The sequence below is a fragment of the Bradyrhizobium genosp. L genome (assembly GCF_015624485.1).
Lineage (GTDB): Bacteria > Pseudomonadota > Alphaproteobacteria > Rhizobiales > Xanthobacteraceae > Bradyrhizobium.
Genome location: NZ_CP061378.1, coordinates 6,711,536 through 6,726,148 on the forward strand (window position 1 = coordinate 6,711,536; position 14,613 = coordinate 6,726,148).

Below are 14,613 nucleotides of genomic sequence, written 5' to 3' on the forward strand. Positions count from 1 at the left end.
ATCATGACTCGTGTCGATGCCCACGGATTGAAGATCGCCCCTGTCCTGTTCGACTTCATCGCCAAGGAGGCGACACCCAAGAGCGGGATCGCACCCGACGCGTTCTGGGCAGGCCTTGCCGCCATCATCGAGAGGCTCGGGCCGAAGAACCGCGAGCTGCTCGCACACCGCGATACGCTGCAGGCCAAGATCGATGACTGGCATCGCGCGCACAAGGGCAAGGCGTTCGACATCAACGCCTACACCACCTTCCTGAAGGAGATCGGCTATCTCCTCCCTGAGCCCGCGACACACAAGGTCGAGACATCAAATGTCGACGAGGAGATCGGCAAGATCTGCGGCCCGCAGCTCGTCGTGCCGCTCACCAATGCGCGTTACGCGCTGAACGCCGCCAACGCACGCTGGGGTTCGCTTTACGATGCCTTCTACGGCACCGATGCGATCCCGCATGATCCGAGCGAGAGCGGCAAGGGTTACAACAAGGCCCGCGGCGACAAGGTGATCGCCAAGGCCAAGGCCTTCCTCGACGCATCAGCGCCGCTGGCGACCGCAAGCCACACCGACGTCACCTCCTACACCGTGATCGCCGGCCAGCTCTCGGCCAAGCTGAAGAGCGGCAACTCGACCGCGCTCAAGAACGCTGCGCAGTTCGCCGGCTACCAGGGCGACGCGGCGCATCCATCCGCGATCCTGCTCGTCAACAACGGCCTGCATGTCGAGGTCAAGATCGACCGTAACAACGTCATCGGCAAGGATGACCCGGCCGGCGTCGCCGACATGATCATCGAGTCGGCGGTCTCGACCATTCTCGACATGGAGGACTCGGTCGCGGCCGTCGATGCCGAGGACAAGGTGCTGGTCTATCGCAATACGCTCGGCCTGATGAACGGCACGCTGTCGGCCGATTTCGACAAGGGCGGCAAGACGCTGACCCGCTCGCTCAATACCGACCGCGTCTACAAGACGCCGACGGGCGGCGAACTGAAGCTGCACGGCCGCAGCCTGCTGTTGATGCGCAATGTCGGCCACCACATGTTCACCGACGCGGTGCTCGACGCCAAGGGCAAGGAGATTCCGGAGGGCCTGCTCGACGCCGCGGTCGCCGGCCTGCTCGCGATCCACGACATCAAGGGCAACTCGAAGACCAGGAACAGCCGCACCGGCTCGGTCTACATCGTCAAGCCGAAGATGCACGGCCCGGACGAGGTCAGCCTGACCTGCGACCTGTTCGCCGAGGTCGAGAAGATGCTCGGCCTGCCCGAGAACACGCTGAAGGTCGGCATCATGGACGAGGAGCGCCGCACCACGGTCAATCTCAAGGCCTGCATCCAGCGCGCCTCCAAGCGCATCATGTTCATCAACACCGGCTTCCTCGACCGCACCGGCGACGAGATCCACACCTCGATGGAAGCGGGTCCGATGATCCGCAAGAACGACATGAAGGCGCAGCCCTGGATCAAGGCCTATGAAGACTGGAACGTCGACATGGGCCTGGTCGACGGCCTGCCCGGTCACGCCCAGATCGGCAAGGGCATGTGGGCCGCGCCGGACAAGATGGCCGACATGTTGACGCAGAAGATCGGCCATCCGCAGGCCGGCGCCACCACCGCCTGGGTGCCGTCGCCGACCGCGGCCACCTTGCACGCGCTGCACTATCACCAGGTCAACGTGACCGCGCGTCAACAGGAACTCGCCAAGGGTGGCCCGCGCGCCAAGCTCTCCGACATCCTCACCATCCCGGTGTCGCAGTCGAACTGGGCGCCCGACGACGTCAAGCAGGAGATCGACAACAACTGCCAGGGCATCCTGGGCTACGTCGTGCGCTGGATCGACCAGGGCGTCGGCTGCTCCAAGGTGCCCGACATCCACGACGTCGGCCTGATGGAAGACCGTGCGACGCTGCGCATTTCGAGCCAGCACCTCGCGAACTGGCTGCATCAGGGTGTCATCACCAGGGACCAGGTGATGGAGTCCCTGAAGCGCATGGCCGTCGTCGTCGACAAGCAGAACGCCGGCGATGCGCTCTACAAGCCGATGGCGCCCGCGTTTGACGGCGTGGCCTTCAAGGCCGCCTGCGACCTCGTATTCGAGGGCCGCACCCAGCCGAACGGCTACACCGAATACATCCTCACCGCGCGCCGTCGCGAGGCCAAAGCCGCGGGCTGATCCGCGCAAGGACGGCCGCAAGCAAAAGCCCCGGGCGCGAAGCCGGGGCTTTTTTTGTTGGTTACGCGTCGCAGTATCCACGTCATTGCGAGCGAAGCGAAGCAATCCATGCTTCGGCATAACGGACGGATGGATTGCTTCGTCGCTTCGCTCCTCGCAATGACGGCCTAAAACACCGCGAGATATTTCAGCAGCGACACGATGCCGATGATGATGACGACGACGCGCGCGATCTGCTTGGCGCGGCCATCCATCGGCAGCATGTTGATCAGATAAAGAACGAGAATGATGACCAGAAACGTGACGAGTACGCCGACAAGCATGCTTGGCCCCCTGATGCCGTTGAACCGCTGTTAGCCCCTCCTTAACGTCTGAGGGATCGACCGGTTCCCGGCAACGGAACCGGATAGCTGCCGAAAAATGTCAACGATTCCAGCGTCCCAGTAGTACTACGGCCACAAGGCCTGCCGAAGTCTTTACCCTTGCTGCCCCAAATGGCGACAGCTTTGGGGGAAGCACATGCTCAATCGCCTGACCGTATCCACGCTGCTGAAGACCGTCATTCTCGTCACCTCGTTCTGCGTGGTGGTGGCGATCTCGCTCAATGCCTGGGACTCCTGGGGCCGCCTGCAGGTCGCAGGCCGCATCTCCGTAATTGCCGATGCGTCCGCCAATCTGTTCAAGGCGATGCACAATTTGCGCACCGACCGTTCGACGACGACCCGCCTGCTGGGCTCCGATGCGGCTGTCGATCCGGAGATCGAGAAATATCTGCGCAACATCCGCGACACCGAGATGCCGGCGATGGCAAATGCGCTCGTGGTGCTGAACAGCTTCGAGTTCGCGCAGCAAAAGACGCTGGTCCCCGAGCTCGACCGCCTGTTCAAGACCGCCACGACGCTGCAGAGCGAATTCTGGGACGCGATGAGCAAGCCGAAGGCCTCGCGCCGCCCGGCACTGGTCAAGGATTACACCGACACGGTGAACGCGCTGCTCGACGCCATGGAGAAGCTCTCCGGCGTGCTCGCCGCCGACGTCAATCACAAGGACGCCACCATCGACCAGTTGCTGGCGATCAAGCAGATCGCCTGGCTGCTGCGCAACACCGCCGGCGAGGCGTCGCTGATCGTCTCGACCGCACTCAACAAGGGCAGCGTCACGCCCGAGATCAGGACCAGCTACACCAAATTCGCCGGCGGGATCGACGCCGCCTGGAGCGCGCTCGAATTGACCACCGCGGGCATGCAACTGCCGCCGGCGCTGGCGAGCGCCATGACCGCCAACAAGACCGCCTATTTCGAGCCGCAATATCTCGCACTGCGCGACCGGCTGCTCAACGCGGTGGCGAGCGGCGAGAAGCCCGAGCTGACCGCGAACCAGTGGACGCCGCTCACCGTCGGCCGCCTCGCCGCCGCCGTCGGCGTTGCCGAAGCCGCGCTCGACGCCGCCAAGGCGCATGCTGCAAGCCAGCATGGCTCCGCGCTGGAATCGCTGACGATGCAGCTGGCGCTGCTCGCCGTGGCAATTGGCGTGGCGATCGGCGCCCAGCTGCTGGTCGGCCGCCGCGTCATCAGGCCCTTGCACCGGATGCGCGATGCGATGCTGCAGGTCGCCTCCGGCGACCTCGCAGTCGACACCGGATATGCCGCGCGCGGCGACGAGATCGGCGCGCTGGCGGGGGCGCTTGAGACCTTCAAGCAGCAGGCGGCGGAGAAGGTCAGGATCGAAGCGCAGGAGCGCGAGCACAACGCCGGCGCCACGGCGCGGCAGCGGGCGATCGAGGGCCATGTTGGCGAGTTCGAGGGCCTGGTGCGCCAGACCCTGGACCGGCTCGGCGATGCCTCCGGCCAGATGCGCACCACCTCGAACGGCCTGTCCACGGTGTCGCGGCAGACCAATGAGCGCGTCCAGGTCGCCGAGAAAGCCTCCGGCGAGGCGTCGATGAGCGTCGAGGCCGTGGCGGCAGCGGCCGAGGAGCTCAGCGCCTCGATCAACGACATCAGCCAGCAGGCGGCGCATGCCGCCGGCATCGCCAGCCGCGCCGTGAACCAGGCCCGCGAGACCGACGGCACCGTGCAGGGACTGGCCAAATCCGCCGGGCGGATCGGCGAGGTGGTCGGCCTGATCAACAGCATCGCGGCGCAGACCAATCTGCTCGCGCTCAACGCCACCATCGAGGCCGCGCGCGCCGGCGACGCCGGCCGCGGCTTCGCGGTGGTGGCCTCCGAGGTGAAATCGCTGGCGAGCCAGACCGCCAAGGCGACCGAGGAGATTTCCGAGCAGATCGCCGACATCCAGAAGGTCGCGGGCGATGCGATCGACGCCATCAAGGGCATCGGCAGCATCATCGGCGAGGTCAACGAGGTCGCCACCGCGATCGCCGCCGCGGTGCAGGAACAGGGCGCCGCGACCCAGGAGATCACCCGCAGCACGCAGTACGCGGCGCAGGGCACCAAGAACGTCTCGGAAAATATCACCGGCGTGAAGCTCGACGCCGACGCCTCGGCCACCGCCGCCGACGAGGTCAAGCACGCCTCCGAGACGCTGGAAACCCAGAGCCAGCAACTCGGCCATCAGGTCACCGCGTTCCTCGGCAAGATCCGCGCCGCGTGATCGCCACGCGGCTTTTTCAACCCGTCATCCTGAGCATGGGAACGCATGCCTCGCAGGCGACGCCAAACATTCAGCGTCGTCCCGGCGAAGTCCGGACCCCCTAACCACCGATGGTCATTGTTGCGCGTCGGTGGAACGACAAGTCCCACCCACAACCTCCGCCGCGGAGTATGGGTCCCGGCCTTCGCCGGGACGACAGTGGAGTATGGGGCGCCGTTTGCCGGTCAGGATTGACGGATCACTCGCGCGCCACCACGGCCGGGCGCTCGTATTTGGCGCGGATACGGTCGGGCACCGGGGTGAAGTTGAGCTCGGCACCGCGGCGGTCGGTGCGGCCGACCGACATCAATCCGTCCTTGCCGGCGACGATGTCGCCCTTGCGCAGGGTCGGGTCGTCCTCGATCTTGACTGCGGCGAGCCCGACCGGATCCTTGCCGTTGCAGGTGCACCCGGCGACGATCTCGTCACGATAGCGGAACGCGTTCGGCAGGTCGGCATAGGACTTGCCGCTCTCGGTCTCGGCGCTGTCGATGCTGCCGCCGTAGACCACCTCGGTCGCGGCTGACGGGCAGAAGCTGTTGCAGGTGTCCGCCTTGCTCTGGTTGCCGGTCGCCGCCAGCGGAAAGTAGCGGCCGTCGCAGGTCCGCACGCAATAGGCCTGGCCGCCGCCGGTGCTGATCCGCGGGCGCTCGACCCGCGCCGCGGGAGCCGGTGCATAGCCGTCGTCGAACGGCACCCGGATCAGCGGGGCCCGCCGCTCCGTGAAGCCGCCGAACAGCTGCTGGAAGAAATCCTGGGCGCGGGCGGCGGGCGCCAGCGCGACGCAGCACAAGGCCGCTATCCCGAATGCCCACCGCCTGCTGCGCCGTGTCGCCATGATCGGTCCTCAATACAGCGAGCCGGAGACCGGGATGTTCATCGCCTGGCGGCCCGACGGCAGCGTCATTACTGCCGACTGCCGCGCCGGCGCTGACCGGACTGAGATTTCGGTCGTCGACGGTCCGAGCTCACGCGCAGCCAGATGCGGCGCGTTCTTCGGCATGACGACCACCTTGGTGCCGACATCGACCCGGCTGAACAGGTCGGCGACGTCCTCATTGGTCAGGCGGATGCAGCCCGAGGAGACGAACTTGCCGATGGTCGAGGGATCATTCGTGCCGTGGATGCGGTACTCGCTGGAGCCGAGATACATCGCGCGCGCGCCGAGCGGGTTGCCCGGGCCGCCCGCCATGAAGCGCGGCAGATAAGGCTGGCGCTTGATCATCTCGGCCGGCGGATGCCAGTCCGGCCACTCCGCCTTATGGCTGATGGTCTGCACGCCGGCCCAGGTAAAGCCCTCGCGGCCGACACCGACGCCGTAGCGGATCGCCCGGCCGCCGCCGAGCACATAGTAGAGCGCGGTGTTGCCGGTATCGATGATGACGGTGCCGGGCGCCTCCGAGGTGTTGAGCGCGACGACGGTGCGGCGCAGCCGCTCCGGCAGGGCACCGTCTTCGGTCGCCTGATCATCCATCACCTGGCCGTTCGGAAATCCGTCCGGCTGGCTCGATGCGTAACCGAGCGCGCTGCTGTTCATTTGCTGCGCGTGCGCAGCGCCGCCGAGAACGAACGGTGCGGCGAACATCATACTGGCGAAGGCAAGGGTGCGCGCGGCGCGCGACGCAAGCCGGCGGCTGACGAGAGACTGCTGTGTCATGTGCTGCCCCTGAAGTGACGTGCATCGTGGTGATGCTGTGCCGGTCCAACGCGGATGGCGGCTTGCAGGTTCCGGCGCGAATCGTCGGAAAGTCTCGATTGTCAACCCGCTCGGCCTCACGACTCCGCGATGGAACCTTTTTCGACGCCACCAGTTTGTCTCGGCAGTTCGACGCGCGGGACGACTTCGCGACGCAGAATTGTTTGTCCTCGCGGGAGACAGTTTTGGTGCGCGCCTTTCCGAGTGAACGTCTGCTTGGCAACGCGAGCGAAGGCACGCCGGTCCCTGACAGCAAAGCCGACCTGCCGCCCATCATCCGGCGCACCGAAATCGTCACCTTCGCGCAGCTCACGTTGGTGATCATCGTGGTGGTCGCGGTGCTCTACGTCGCCCGCGCCTTCTTCCTGCCGATCACCATGGCCTTCATCGTCGGCACCATGCTGTCGCCGGCGGCAAACTTTCTCGAGCGTTACGGGATCCCGCGTGCATTGGGGGCCGTCCTGATCGTGATCGCAGTCGGCGCCGCCGTGACCTTCATGGTCGGGCTGATCGCCTCGCCGGTCATGGAATGGAGTTCGCGGCTGCCCGAGCTCGGTGGCATCCTGAAAGAGAAGATGCACGTGTTCGACCGGCCGCTCGCGCTGTGGCGGGAGCTGCAGAGCATGGTCGGCGGCTCGGATACGCTGGCGAGCTTCCAGCTGCCGAAATTCGAGTGGGTGCAGCCGACGCTGGAATTCGTGTCGCCGACCTTCGCCGAATTCCTGCTGTTCGTCGCGACCCTGATCCTGTTCATCGCGAGCTGGAAGGATCTGCGCCGCGCCATGGTGTTGACGTTCAGCGACCGGCAGGCGCGGCTGCGCACGCTACGCATCCTCAACGAGCTCGAGATCCATCTCGGCAATTACCTGCTGACCGTGACCATGATCAATGTCGCCGTCGGCATCCTGACCGGCGTGATCTGCGCGATCACGGGCATGCCGACCCCAGCTGGGTTGGGTGCGCTCGCGGCGACGTTGAACTTCATCCCGATCATCGGCCCGGTTGCGATGTTCATGGTGCTGGTGGTGGTCGGCATCATCTCGTCGCCGACGATCGGCGCCGGGCTGCTGGCGGCGGCCTGCTTCGCCGTCGTGACCTTCATGGAAGGCCACTTCGTCACGCCGACGATCGTCGGACGCCGGCTCTCGCTGAATGCGCTTGCGGTGTTTCTCGCGCTGGCGTTCTGGACTTGGCTGTGGGGCCCGATGGGCGCCTTCCTGTCGTCGCCGCTCTTGATCGTTGGACTGATCATGAAAGAGCATCTGATGCCGGTCAATTCGCCGCAGTTGCCGGAAGAGTAGCCTCGGTTTCGCGTCTGGAACTTTGCATGGCACGGCGCGTTTTTTCCGTAACACGCGAGTTCTACGGGAGCTTTCGATGTCGGACAGCGCATTTGGGATCAAGAACATGACGGACAAAGCGACCTACGAACGTCTCGAGAAGGATGTCACCGCCGTGAAGAACGATATCGCCGCCCTCACCGAGCAGATCACCGACGCGCTCAACTCTTTTGCCAACAACGCCGGCAAGCAGGCGCGCCGGCACTACAAGGAAGCGCGTGCCAACGCCGAATCCGCGCTCGACGACATGTCGGAGCGCGGCAGCGCGATGATGGACGCGGCGTCCTCGCTCGAGGAGTCGCTGGAAGAGGTGATCACGCAGCGGCCGCTCGCGACCGTCGGCCTGGCGCTCGGCCTCGGCTTCCTGATCGGCGTCACCTGGCGCCGCTAGAGCCTTTCCCGTTCCGATGGAATCGGAACGGGGCTCTAGGTTTTTGTTTTGACGCGTTTTCTTCACGCGAACCGGTTTCCACTTCGCTCGAAAACGCTCTAGGCATTCGATACGTCCCGGCAGATACAAGGCGCGCCAATGCTTCAGCGGCTGATCAGTGACGTCAAGGAGTCTGCGGGGAGCGCGCTGCAACTGACATCGCTCGTCGGCGCGGCGGCGGTCGCGCTGTTCATCACCCTCGCCTTCCTGTGTGCGGCGGCCTTCGTGTTCGTGCTGCAGCATTACGGTCCGGTCGAGGCATGCCTTGCGGGCGCCGCGCTGTTCTTCGTCGTCACGCTGATCGCGGCCGGCGTCTACGCGACACGCAAGCGCGAGATGCGTCGGCGCGCCGAACGGGCCGCCAAAGCCACCGCGGCGGCCGCTTTCGCCGATCCGGTGATGATCGCAACCGGCCTGCAGATCATCCGCGCCATCGGCGTCAAGCGGCTGATCCCGATCCTCGCCATCGGCGGCCTCGCACTCGGCCTGATGGCCAGCCGCGGCGCAGCGGGGAGCAGCGAGCCGGCTGAGGAGAGGGAGGAGTAGCCGTACTCTCGCTGGCGAGATCGCTTGTAAGTGCGCGATAAGGCCGCCTCATGCACATGTCGTCCCGGCGAAGGCCGGGACCCAACCACAGGGTTGGGTTGTGGAAGAAAGCTGTGGCCCCGGCGTCGTGCAACAATGACCATCGGTGGTTATGGGTCCCGGCCTGCGCCGGGACGACACTGAATGTGTTGCGGCAGCGGGTCCACCCGCACGCCCCCGGAATGACAAAGGGAAGAGCTCAGGTGATGCAACGGCCGGGCTGCAGCAGCTTGGCGACGTCGGTCAGCACGCTGACCACCGGTTCGCAAGCGACCTTGCGGCCTTCGCCGCTGCGGGCCGCAGCGGGCGCCTGCGGACGGTTGCGTGCTTCCTGCTTTGCCACGGGAACACGAACCAGCACGGAGGTGTCCGGCAGCCCGTCGAACTTCAACGCGATGGTCCGGGTGCTTTGGCCTGCAGCGGGAACCGCCGATCGGTCGGCCTTGGCGGCGCGATTGACCGCGCCCTCAGGCGCCGGCGTTGCGGCGATCTGCTGACCGCCGATCAGGTCATGGCCGGAGGCGAACTGCACGGCGCCGAGCGTGGCGCCAAGCGCGAGCACGCCGAGAATTGCCTTGTGAATCTGCGACATGATGCTGTCCCTCGCCCCGTGAACAATTCCCTTGGCGATCAGGGACACAACGCGAACAAATCCCCTGCGGTTCTCACCGCCGACAATCACTTAACCGTGTACGAAAAATATTTGCACTCGCCTGGAACGAGTCCCGGGGGTTCGGAGTCATTCCGGCAGCCGGTTATTCCCCCTGCCCCATTGACCGGCGACGTAGGGCGCGACCGTGGTGATGCCGGTCGCGCCCTGCTTTTTTTTGCATCCGCCTCAGCCGTTGCCGAGATCGCGGATGACCGGCCGAAGGTCCTCAGGCGTGATGTTCAGCGTCGCAAGCGTGATCGGCAGCCGAAAGCGCCGCCGGCCGGCGCTGCCGGGATTGAGGTAGAGCACGCCATTGCGCGTATCGATCTTCGGCATGTGGGAATGGCCGGAGACGATGATGTCGATGCCGCGCGCGACCGGATCGATCTGCAGCGCATTGAGATCGTGAAGCACGAAGATCGACCGTCCGGCGAGCCGCACCAGCTCGGTCTCGGCATATTCGCCGGCCCAACCGCCGGTGTCGACATTGCCTCTGATCGCGGTGACCGGTGCGATCCGGCGCAGCGGGGGGATGATGTCGGGGCCACCGATATCGCCGCCATGGACGATGTGATCGACGCCGGCGAGAGCGCGCGTCGCTTCCGGCCTCAGCAAGCCGTGCGTATCCGAGATGATGCCGATCCTGAACACCATTGCCGCTGCCTCAGATCGCGATGCGGTCCAAATCCACCGCGATCCGGCTGTTTAAGAATGTCGTCGTTGCCTCCGCCAGGATCTCCTCGTCCGGATAGCGGCCGGAGATGTGGGTCAGCATCAGCTGCCTGACGCCGTTCGCAGCCGCCAGCGATGCCGCTTCCGCCGCCGTGAGGTGCCCGTAGTCGCGCGCCGTCGTCGCATCGCGTTGCAGGAACGTGGCTTCGATCACCAGCAGATCGGCGTCGCGCACATGATCCGCCAGCCGGTCGGTGGTTTCGGTGTCGCCGACGACGACCAGCTTCCGGCCTGCCTCAGGCGGTCCGAGAACGTCTTCGGAAGCGATGGTCCTGCCGTCCGCGAGCGTGATCTTACGTCCTTCGGCCAGCTCCCGGCGCATCGGACCGTCGGGCACGCCAAGCGCGGCCAGGCGGTCCGGCCGCAGATGTCGCCGCGCCAAGGTCTGGAAGATGAAGGCATAGCTGTCGCTGTCGCGGTGGCGGATCGGAAAGCAGTCGATCGTGAATTCGCCGGCATCGAGCACCCGGCCCGGCTGCAGCGGCCGCAATTGCAGCGCGACCGGCGCCCTGCCCTCGCCCCAGAACCCGGCGAGCATCCGGGCGACGACCTCGAGCGTCTCCTGCCCGCCATGGATCGTGACGACCTCCTCGCTGCTGCGCAGCCGCAGCGTCGAGAACAGGCCGGGAATCCCGAGCACGTGGTCGAAATGCGCATGCGTCAGCAGCAGCCGGTCGAGCCGCCTGAAGCCGGCGCCGCTGCGCAGCAGCTGGCGCTGCGTCCCCTCGCCGCAATCGACGAGGATCCGGTGGCTGCCCGCCTCGACCAGAAGTCCCGGATGGTTGCGCTCGGCCGAGGGCACGCTGGCCGATGTTCCCAAGAATGTCAGATTGAACATGATGGGTCAGCCTAGCGCGCGACAAGCAACGCCTCAAATCCGACCTTCATCCGGGTCACAAGGGTGAAGATTTACTTTCGCAAACTCGCCCAGACCCCGCCGAGGATCAGCACGCCACCGACGAGGTGGATCAGTTTCGGCGGCTCGCCGAGGATCAGCCAGGACAATAGCGCGCTCGCGACCGGGGCGACATAGAGCACGAGCGAAGTCCGCACCGAGCCGAACTTGCCGCCGAGCCAGGCAAAACCGGCGTAAGCGATCAGACCGGGCACGAGGCCGGCGAAGACATAGGCTTCGACCGCCCTGGTGTTGAAGACGTCGGCCGGCTGGCTTGCCATCTCCCAGAGCGCCGGCGGCAGCGAACACAGTGCCCCGGCGGCCGAGAACAGGCTGACGCGCGCGAGCAACGAGGCGCCCGGCGCGACGCGGGATTGCATCAGCGTGTAGCCGGACCAGCCGAGCATCGCCAGCACCACCAGGAGATCGCCCCACGCCGCGCCCGACTGGGTGAAGGTTTCCAGATGGCCGCCCGAGACGATCAGCAGCGCGCCCGACAGCGCGAGGCCGGTACCGAGCCATTGCAGCGGACCGATATGCTCGATGCCGAGCGCCGCCGAGATCAACAGCACCATGATCGGCGACAGCGCGAAAATCAGCGCGATGTGGATCGCGGTGGTCGTGATCCCCGCGACATAGACCGGGCCGCCGCACAGGAACATGCCGAGGAAGCCGGCGGCGAGGATCGGCCAGGCGTTTTGCGCCAGCGGGATCTTGCCCTCACGGATGGCGGCGATCGCGAACGGCGCGAGCCCGATCGCGATGATGCTCCAGCGGAAGAACGCCAGCGAGAACGGCGGCACCGAGCCGGCGAGGCCGCGCGCGAGCACCTGGTTGGAGGCCTGCCCGGTCGCGACGAGGACGAAGCCGATCAGCGCTATGGCGTCCTGCCAACCCGCGGCGGACGGTTTTGCGCTGGAGGTCTCCGAGGGCTTTGCGTCCATGACACCGACCGAGCCTTACTGCTCCGCCGCCTCCCGCTCCATGTCGCGGCCGGCGAGATCCTCGCCATGCATGTTGGCATATTCGCGCGCCATCTCGCGCATCAGGAATTTGGCCGGCACGTCATGATAGCTGCCGTGCTCGGCGACGTATTGCATGTAGGCGCGGCCGGCGCCGTCGAACGGATGCAGCAGCGCGTCGCTGTGGCCGTCGAAATCGAGCGGCGCGACGCCGAGCTTGGCGCACAGCGTGGCGTTGAAGGTCGGCGTCGCCTTGCGCCAGGCGCCGTCGATGAAAACGTCGGCGAAGCCGTGCCAGGTGAAGAGGTCGGTGCCCATGCTGGCGCGCAGCTTCTCGGTGGTCAGGTGGTTGCGCACATCGGCGAAGCCGACCCGGGCCGGGATGCCATGGACACGGCAGGCCGCGGCATAGAGCGCGGCCTTGCCGACGCAGTAGCCATTGCCGGCGGCGAGCACGCTGGAGGCGCGGAAGCTCTCCGGCGACTGCATGTTGACATAGGGGTTGTAGCGGATGCCGTCACGCACCGCGGTGTAGAGCCGGCTCGCAATGTCCCGCGCGCCGGCGTCGGCGGGCACGGCGGCGTGGGCGAATGAAGCGACGGCGGGATGGTCGCTGTCGATATAGTCGGCCGGCTCGGTATAGAGGCGGCGGATCGTCTCAGTGAGTTGCTCGGTCATGCCGCAAGCTTAACAAGCCGCAGGCTTAGTTCAATGCGTGCCGGCTCAGTTCCTGAAGCGTTCGTCCCACTGCGGCGGCCGGTAGCTGCGTCGTTTCGCCTTGAAATATTCGCGCGCGAAATGAATGCCGACCCCGATCAGGACCGGCGGGGCCAGGGCAGCGGCGATCATCAGCGCGGTGATGGATTTCGGCGTCAGGATGTCCAGCACCATCGACGCCAGCAGCCACAGCGTGGCAGCAATCACCGCGACGTCGACGTGCTTCATTCTCCCGAGATCCCTTTGCCGTGTGTCGGGTTCCATACTACCGGCTGGCCCCGAGCCCGCCAAGGATTCCAGAGCGCAAAGCGGACCTCCGGCCCTTCACTTTTTGGAACGGCGCTCGCGCCGATGACGTTGACCGGGTGAAAGCGCAAACGGAGCATGCGATGGGCAAGCCCAGCGATATCCATGACGGCACCGAGCCGCCTGCCAGCCGGAACGGCGTCAATGATCCCGTCGACGGGGTCGACGTGAAGCGGACCTTCAACGACAACCGGACCCCGCACGAACGCGCGCAATGGGCTGCCGACGTGCGCGCCGCGCCCTCGCCCAAACGCGGCGAGCCGTTCCTGCCCGAGGCGCTGCGGCGGCGTCCAACCGAGCCACTGAACCCGCGCACGGGGCGGCATCGGAGCGACTAAGCGGCGCGCCAGCCTCTCCAGCTACGCCGCGAACGCGCGCACCCGCATGAGCCCGCTGAACAGCCCAAGGATCGAGAGCCGGCGATGGTTTCATCGCCGGCTCTTCTCGCTGTTGAGCGCAAGGTGATTTCTATCTGCCGCGGCTATTGATCTCGCCCAAGGAAGTGACCCTAGGCCTCTCGCGACAGCATCGCGTTCAGCTCGGCTGCGGTGCGCAATTGCTCGATTCGTGCGGCGATCGAATCGCGTTGCGTTCCGGACGGCAGCCGCGCGAGCTGGATCTCGAGCTTCAATTTGTGCTCTTCGAGGCGCTGCTCGAAAGTATGGGGCTCAGATCGTTTGCGCTTCTGCATCGTCCACCTTTGGCGGTTGCAGACCGGGACTGTTGGCCCAGCGGTCCAGTTGTTCGATTACCTGCGCGTGGCTCGGCCGTCGCGGCTTCGGCGCGGCAGGTTCCTCGGATAATTTGCGGGGCAGCTTGACCTGATCAGTCATGGCGTCTCCCTTCGGAATAGAAAGACGCTGGCCGTCGAATCGTTCCCCGTACCTATACTAAATTATTGATTTCATTACACAATTCTACTCATTTGGGGTTTTTTGCAGAGCTTATGGAACCCAATGAAAGTTGGCTCGTTTAGCAAACTACTCAAACAACTCATTCTGGGTGATTGGAGATGAATGAGATTCGCGCCGAGCGGCTTCAAGTCATGCTATCTCCTGAGGAATTGGCGGCGGTCGACGACTTCCGGTTCAAGCACCGGATGCCGACCCGTGCCGCCGCGGTCCGCGAGCTGCTGAAGCTCGGCCTCGCCGGCGCCGGGATCGACGCACGGGCGGGTGTGAAATCCAGCGATTTTGGGGTGTTCAATCGAGGCCCGGATGGGCACACGCAGACCGACGAGCCCTCCTGACGCGCCCAAGCGGGGCCGACAAGGAGACTGACGGCGCGGCCGCGCGGCGGTTCACGCCGCAGCGAAGAGATCCACGATTCCCTTCAGGACGCAGACCACCAGCGCCGACGAGAACATCGCCGTGCCGAGATCGGCGAGATAGAGCAACTGCGCCCTCTGCTCCGCATCGAGCGCTGCGATCGCCTTGCGCATGGCCGGACTCCATTTTCCGTCGGATGAACGCCGGCGGAG

Annotated in this window: 19 protein-coding genes; 7 read left to right on the forward strand and 12 right to left on the reverse strand. The window is 65.6% G+C overall.

Going from position 1 to position 14,613, the window contains the following annotated elements:
• Positions 1 to 3: 3 nt before the first annotated feature.
• Positions 4 to 2,166 (forward strand): malate synthase G, encoded by a 2,163-nt coding sequence (locus tag IC762_RS31975; protein ID WP_195786064.1) that lies wholly within the window; start codon positions 4 to 6, stop codon positions 2,164 to 2,166.
• A 167-nt stretch (positions 2,167 to 2,333) separates the two neighbouring features.
• On the opposite strand, the gene IC762_RS31980 is transcribed toward IC762_RS31975, so the two are convergent.
• Positions 2,334 to 2,489 carry a Thivi_2564 family membrane protein gene (locus IC762_RS31980; protein ID WP_084292245.1) on the reverse strand — a complete coding sequence of 52 codons (156 nt, stop codon included), beginning with the start codon at positions 2,487 to 2,489 and terminating at the stop codon, positions 2,334 to 2,336.
• 196 nt (positions 2,490 to 2,685) lie between these two features.
• Here IC762_RS31980 and IC762_RS31985 point away from each other — a divergent pair, with 196 nt between their 5' ends.
• A complete protein-coding gene (locus IC762_RS31985; RefSeq protein ID WP_195786065.1) occupies positions 2,686 to 4,779 on the forward strand; it encodes a methyl-accepting chemotaxis protein in 2,094 nt (697 codons plus the stop codon).
• A 238-nt stretch (positions 4,780 to 5,017) separates the two neighbouring features.
• Here IC762_RS31985 and IC762_RS31990 read toward each other — a convergent pair whose 3' ends face one another.
• Together IC762_RS31990 and IC762_RS31995 are read right to left on the reverse strand one after the other, a co-directional pair.
• Complete coding sequence (locus IC762_RS31990; RefSeq protein WP_195786066.1) at positions 5,018 to 5,656, reverse strand: DUF2865 domain-containing protein; 639 nt, start codon at positions 5,654 to 5,656, stop codon at positions 5,018 to 5,020.
• Between the two features lie 9 nt (positions 5,657 to 5,665).
• Positions 5,666 to 6,475 (reverse strand): L,D-transpeptidase, encoded by an 810-nt coding sequence (locus IC762_RS31995; RefSeq protein WP_195786067.1) that lies wholly within the window; start codon positions 6,473 to 6,475, stop codon positions 5,666 to 5,668.
• Positions 6,476 to 6,702: 227 nt separating this feature from the next.
• Here IC762_RS31995 and IC762_RS32000 point away from each other — a divergent pair, with 227 nt between their 5' ends.
• From IC762_RS32000 to IC762_RS32010, 3 genes are all read left to right on the forward strand, one after another.
• Positions 6,703 to 7,815, forward strand: a complete 1,113-nt coding sequence (locus tag IC762_RS32000) for an AI-2E family transporter (protein ID WP_195786068.1) — start codon at positions 6,703 to 6,705, stop codon at positions 7,813 to 7,815.
• 76 nt (positions 7,816 to 7,891) lie between these two features.
• Positions 7,892 to 8,245 carry a DUF883 family protein gene (locus IC762_RS32005; protein ID WP_195786069.1) on the forward strand — a complete coding sequence of 118 codons (354 nt, stop codon included), beginning with the start codon at positions 7,892 to 7,894 and terminating at the stop codon, positions 8,243 to 8,245.
• A gap of 138 nt (positions 8,246 to 8,383) precedes the next feature.
• On the forward strand, positions 8,384 to 8,830 hold the full coding sequence (locus IC762_RS32010; RefSeq protein ID WP_195786070.1) for a hypothetical protein: 447 nt from the start codon (positions 8,384 to 8,386) through the stop codon (positions 8,828 to 8,830).
• A gap of 238 nt (positions 8,831 to 9,068) precedes the next feature.
• On the opposite strand, the gene IC762_RS32015 is transcribed toward IC762_RS32010, so the two are convergent.
• From IC762_RS32015 to IC762_RS32040, 6 genes are all read right to left on the reverse strand, one after another.
• A complete protein-coding gene (locus IC762_RS32015) occupies positions 9,069 to 9,461 on the reverse strand; it encodes a hypothetical protein (protein WP_195786071.1) in 393 nt (130 codons plus the stop codon).
• 246 nt (positions 9,462 to 9,707) lie between these two features.
• On the reverse strand, positions 9,708 to 10,175 hold the full coding sequence (locus tag IC762_RS32020) for a metallophosphoesterase family protein (protein WP_195786072.1): 468 nt from the start codon (positions 10,173 to 10,175) through the stop codon (positions 9,708 to 9,710).
• A 10-nt stretch (positions 10,176 to 10,185) separates the two neighbouring features.
• Positions 10,186 to 11,091, reverse strand: coding sequence for an MBL fold metallo-hydrolase (locus tag IC762_RS32025; RefSeq protein WP_195786073.1), 906 nt, complete (start codon positions 11,089 to 11,091; stop codon positions 10,186 to 10,188).
• Positions 11,092 to 11,162: 71 nt separating this feature from the next.
• Complete coding sequence (locus tag IC762_RS32030; RefSeq protein ID WP_195786074.1) at positions 11,163 to 12,092, reverse strand: DMT family transporter; 930 nt, start codon at positions 12,090 to 12,092, stop codon at positions 11,163 to 11,165.
• A 15-nt stretch (positions 12,093 to 12,107) separates the two neighbouring features.
• Positions 12,108 to 12,788, reverse strand: a complete 681-nt coding sequence (locus tag IC762_RS32035) for a transglutaminase-like domain-containing protein (RefSeq protein ID WP_195786075.1) — start codon at positions 12,786 to 12,788, stop codon at positions 12,108 to 12,110.
• A 45-nt stretch (positions 12,789 to 12,833) separates the two neighbouring features.
• A complete protein-coding gene (locus IC762_RS32040) occupies positions 12,834 to 13,055 on the reverse strand; it encodes a hypothetical protein (RefSeq protein WP_195786076.1) in 222 nt (73 codons plus the stop codon).
• A 161-nt stretch (positions 13,056 to 13,216) separates the two neighbouring features.
• On the opposite strand from IC762_RS32040, the gene IC762_RS32045 reads away from it, so the two are divergent.
• Entirely contained in the window at positions 13,217 to 13,471 is a 255-nt protein-coding gene (locus tag IC762_RS32045) for a hypothetical protein (RefSeq protein ID WP_195786077.1), read from the forward strand.
• Positions 13,472 to 13,641: 170 nt separating this feature from the next.
• On the opposite strand, the gene IC762_RS35635 is transcribed toward IC762_RS32045, so the two are convergent.
• The gene (locus IC762_RS35635) at positions 13,642 to 13,764 is read right to left on the reverse strand and encodes a hypothetical protein (protein ID WP_283816306.1); all 123 of its coding nucleotides are present in this window, start codon (positions 13,762 to 13,764) and stop codon (positions 13,642 to 13,644) included.
• Positions 13,765 to 13,801: 37 nt separating this feature from the next.
• Positions 13,802 to 13,966 (reverse strand): hypothetical protein, encoded by a 165-nt coding sequence (locus tag IC762_RS32055; protein ID WP_195786079.1) that lies wholly within the window; start codon positions 13,964 to 13,966, stop codon positions 13,802 to 13,804.
• A gap of 179 nt (positions 13,967 to 14,145) precedes the next feature.
• Between IC762_RS32055 and IC762_RS32060 the strand changes: the two genes are divergently transcribed.
• Positions 14,146 to 14,382: a hypothetical protein gene (locus tag IC762_RS32060; protein WP_195786080.1), complete on the forward strand. Its 237-nt coding sequence runs from the start codon at positions 14,146 to 14,148 to the stop codon at positions 14,380 to 14,382.
• A 51-nt stretch (positions 14,383 to 14,433) separates the two neighbouring features.
• On the opposite strand, the gene IC762_RS32065 is transcribed toward IC762_RS32060, so the two are convergent.
• Positions 14,434 to 14,574 carry a hypothetical protein gene (locus IC762_RS32065; protein ID WP_195786081.1) on the reverse strand — a complete coding sequence of 47 codons (141 nt, stop codon included), beginning with the start codon at positions 14,572 to 14,574 and terminating at the stop codon, positions 14,434 to 14,436.
• Positions 14,575 to 14,613 lie beyond the last annotated feature (39 nt).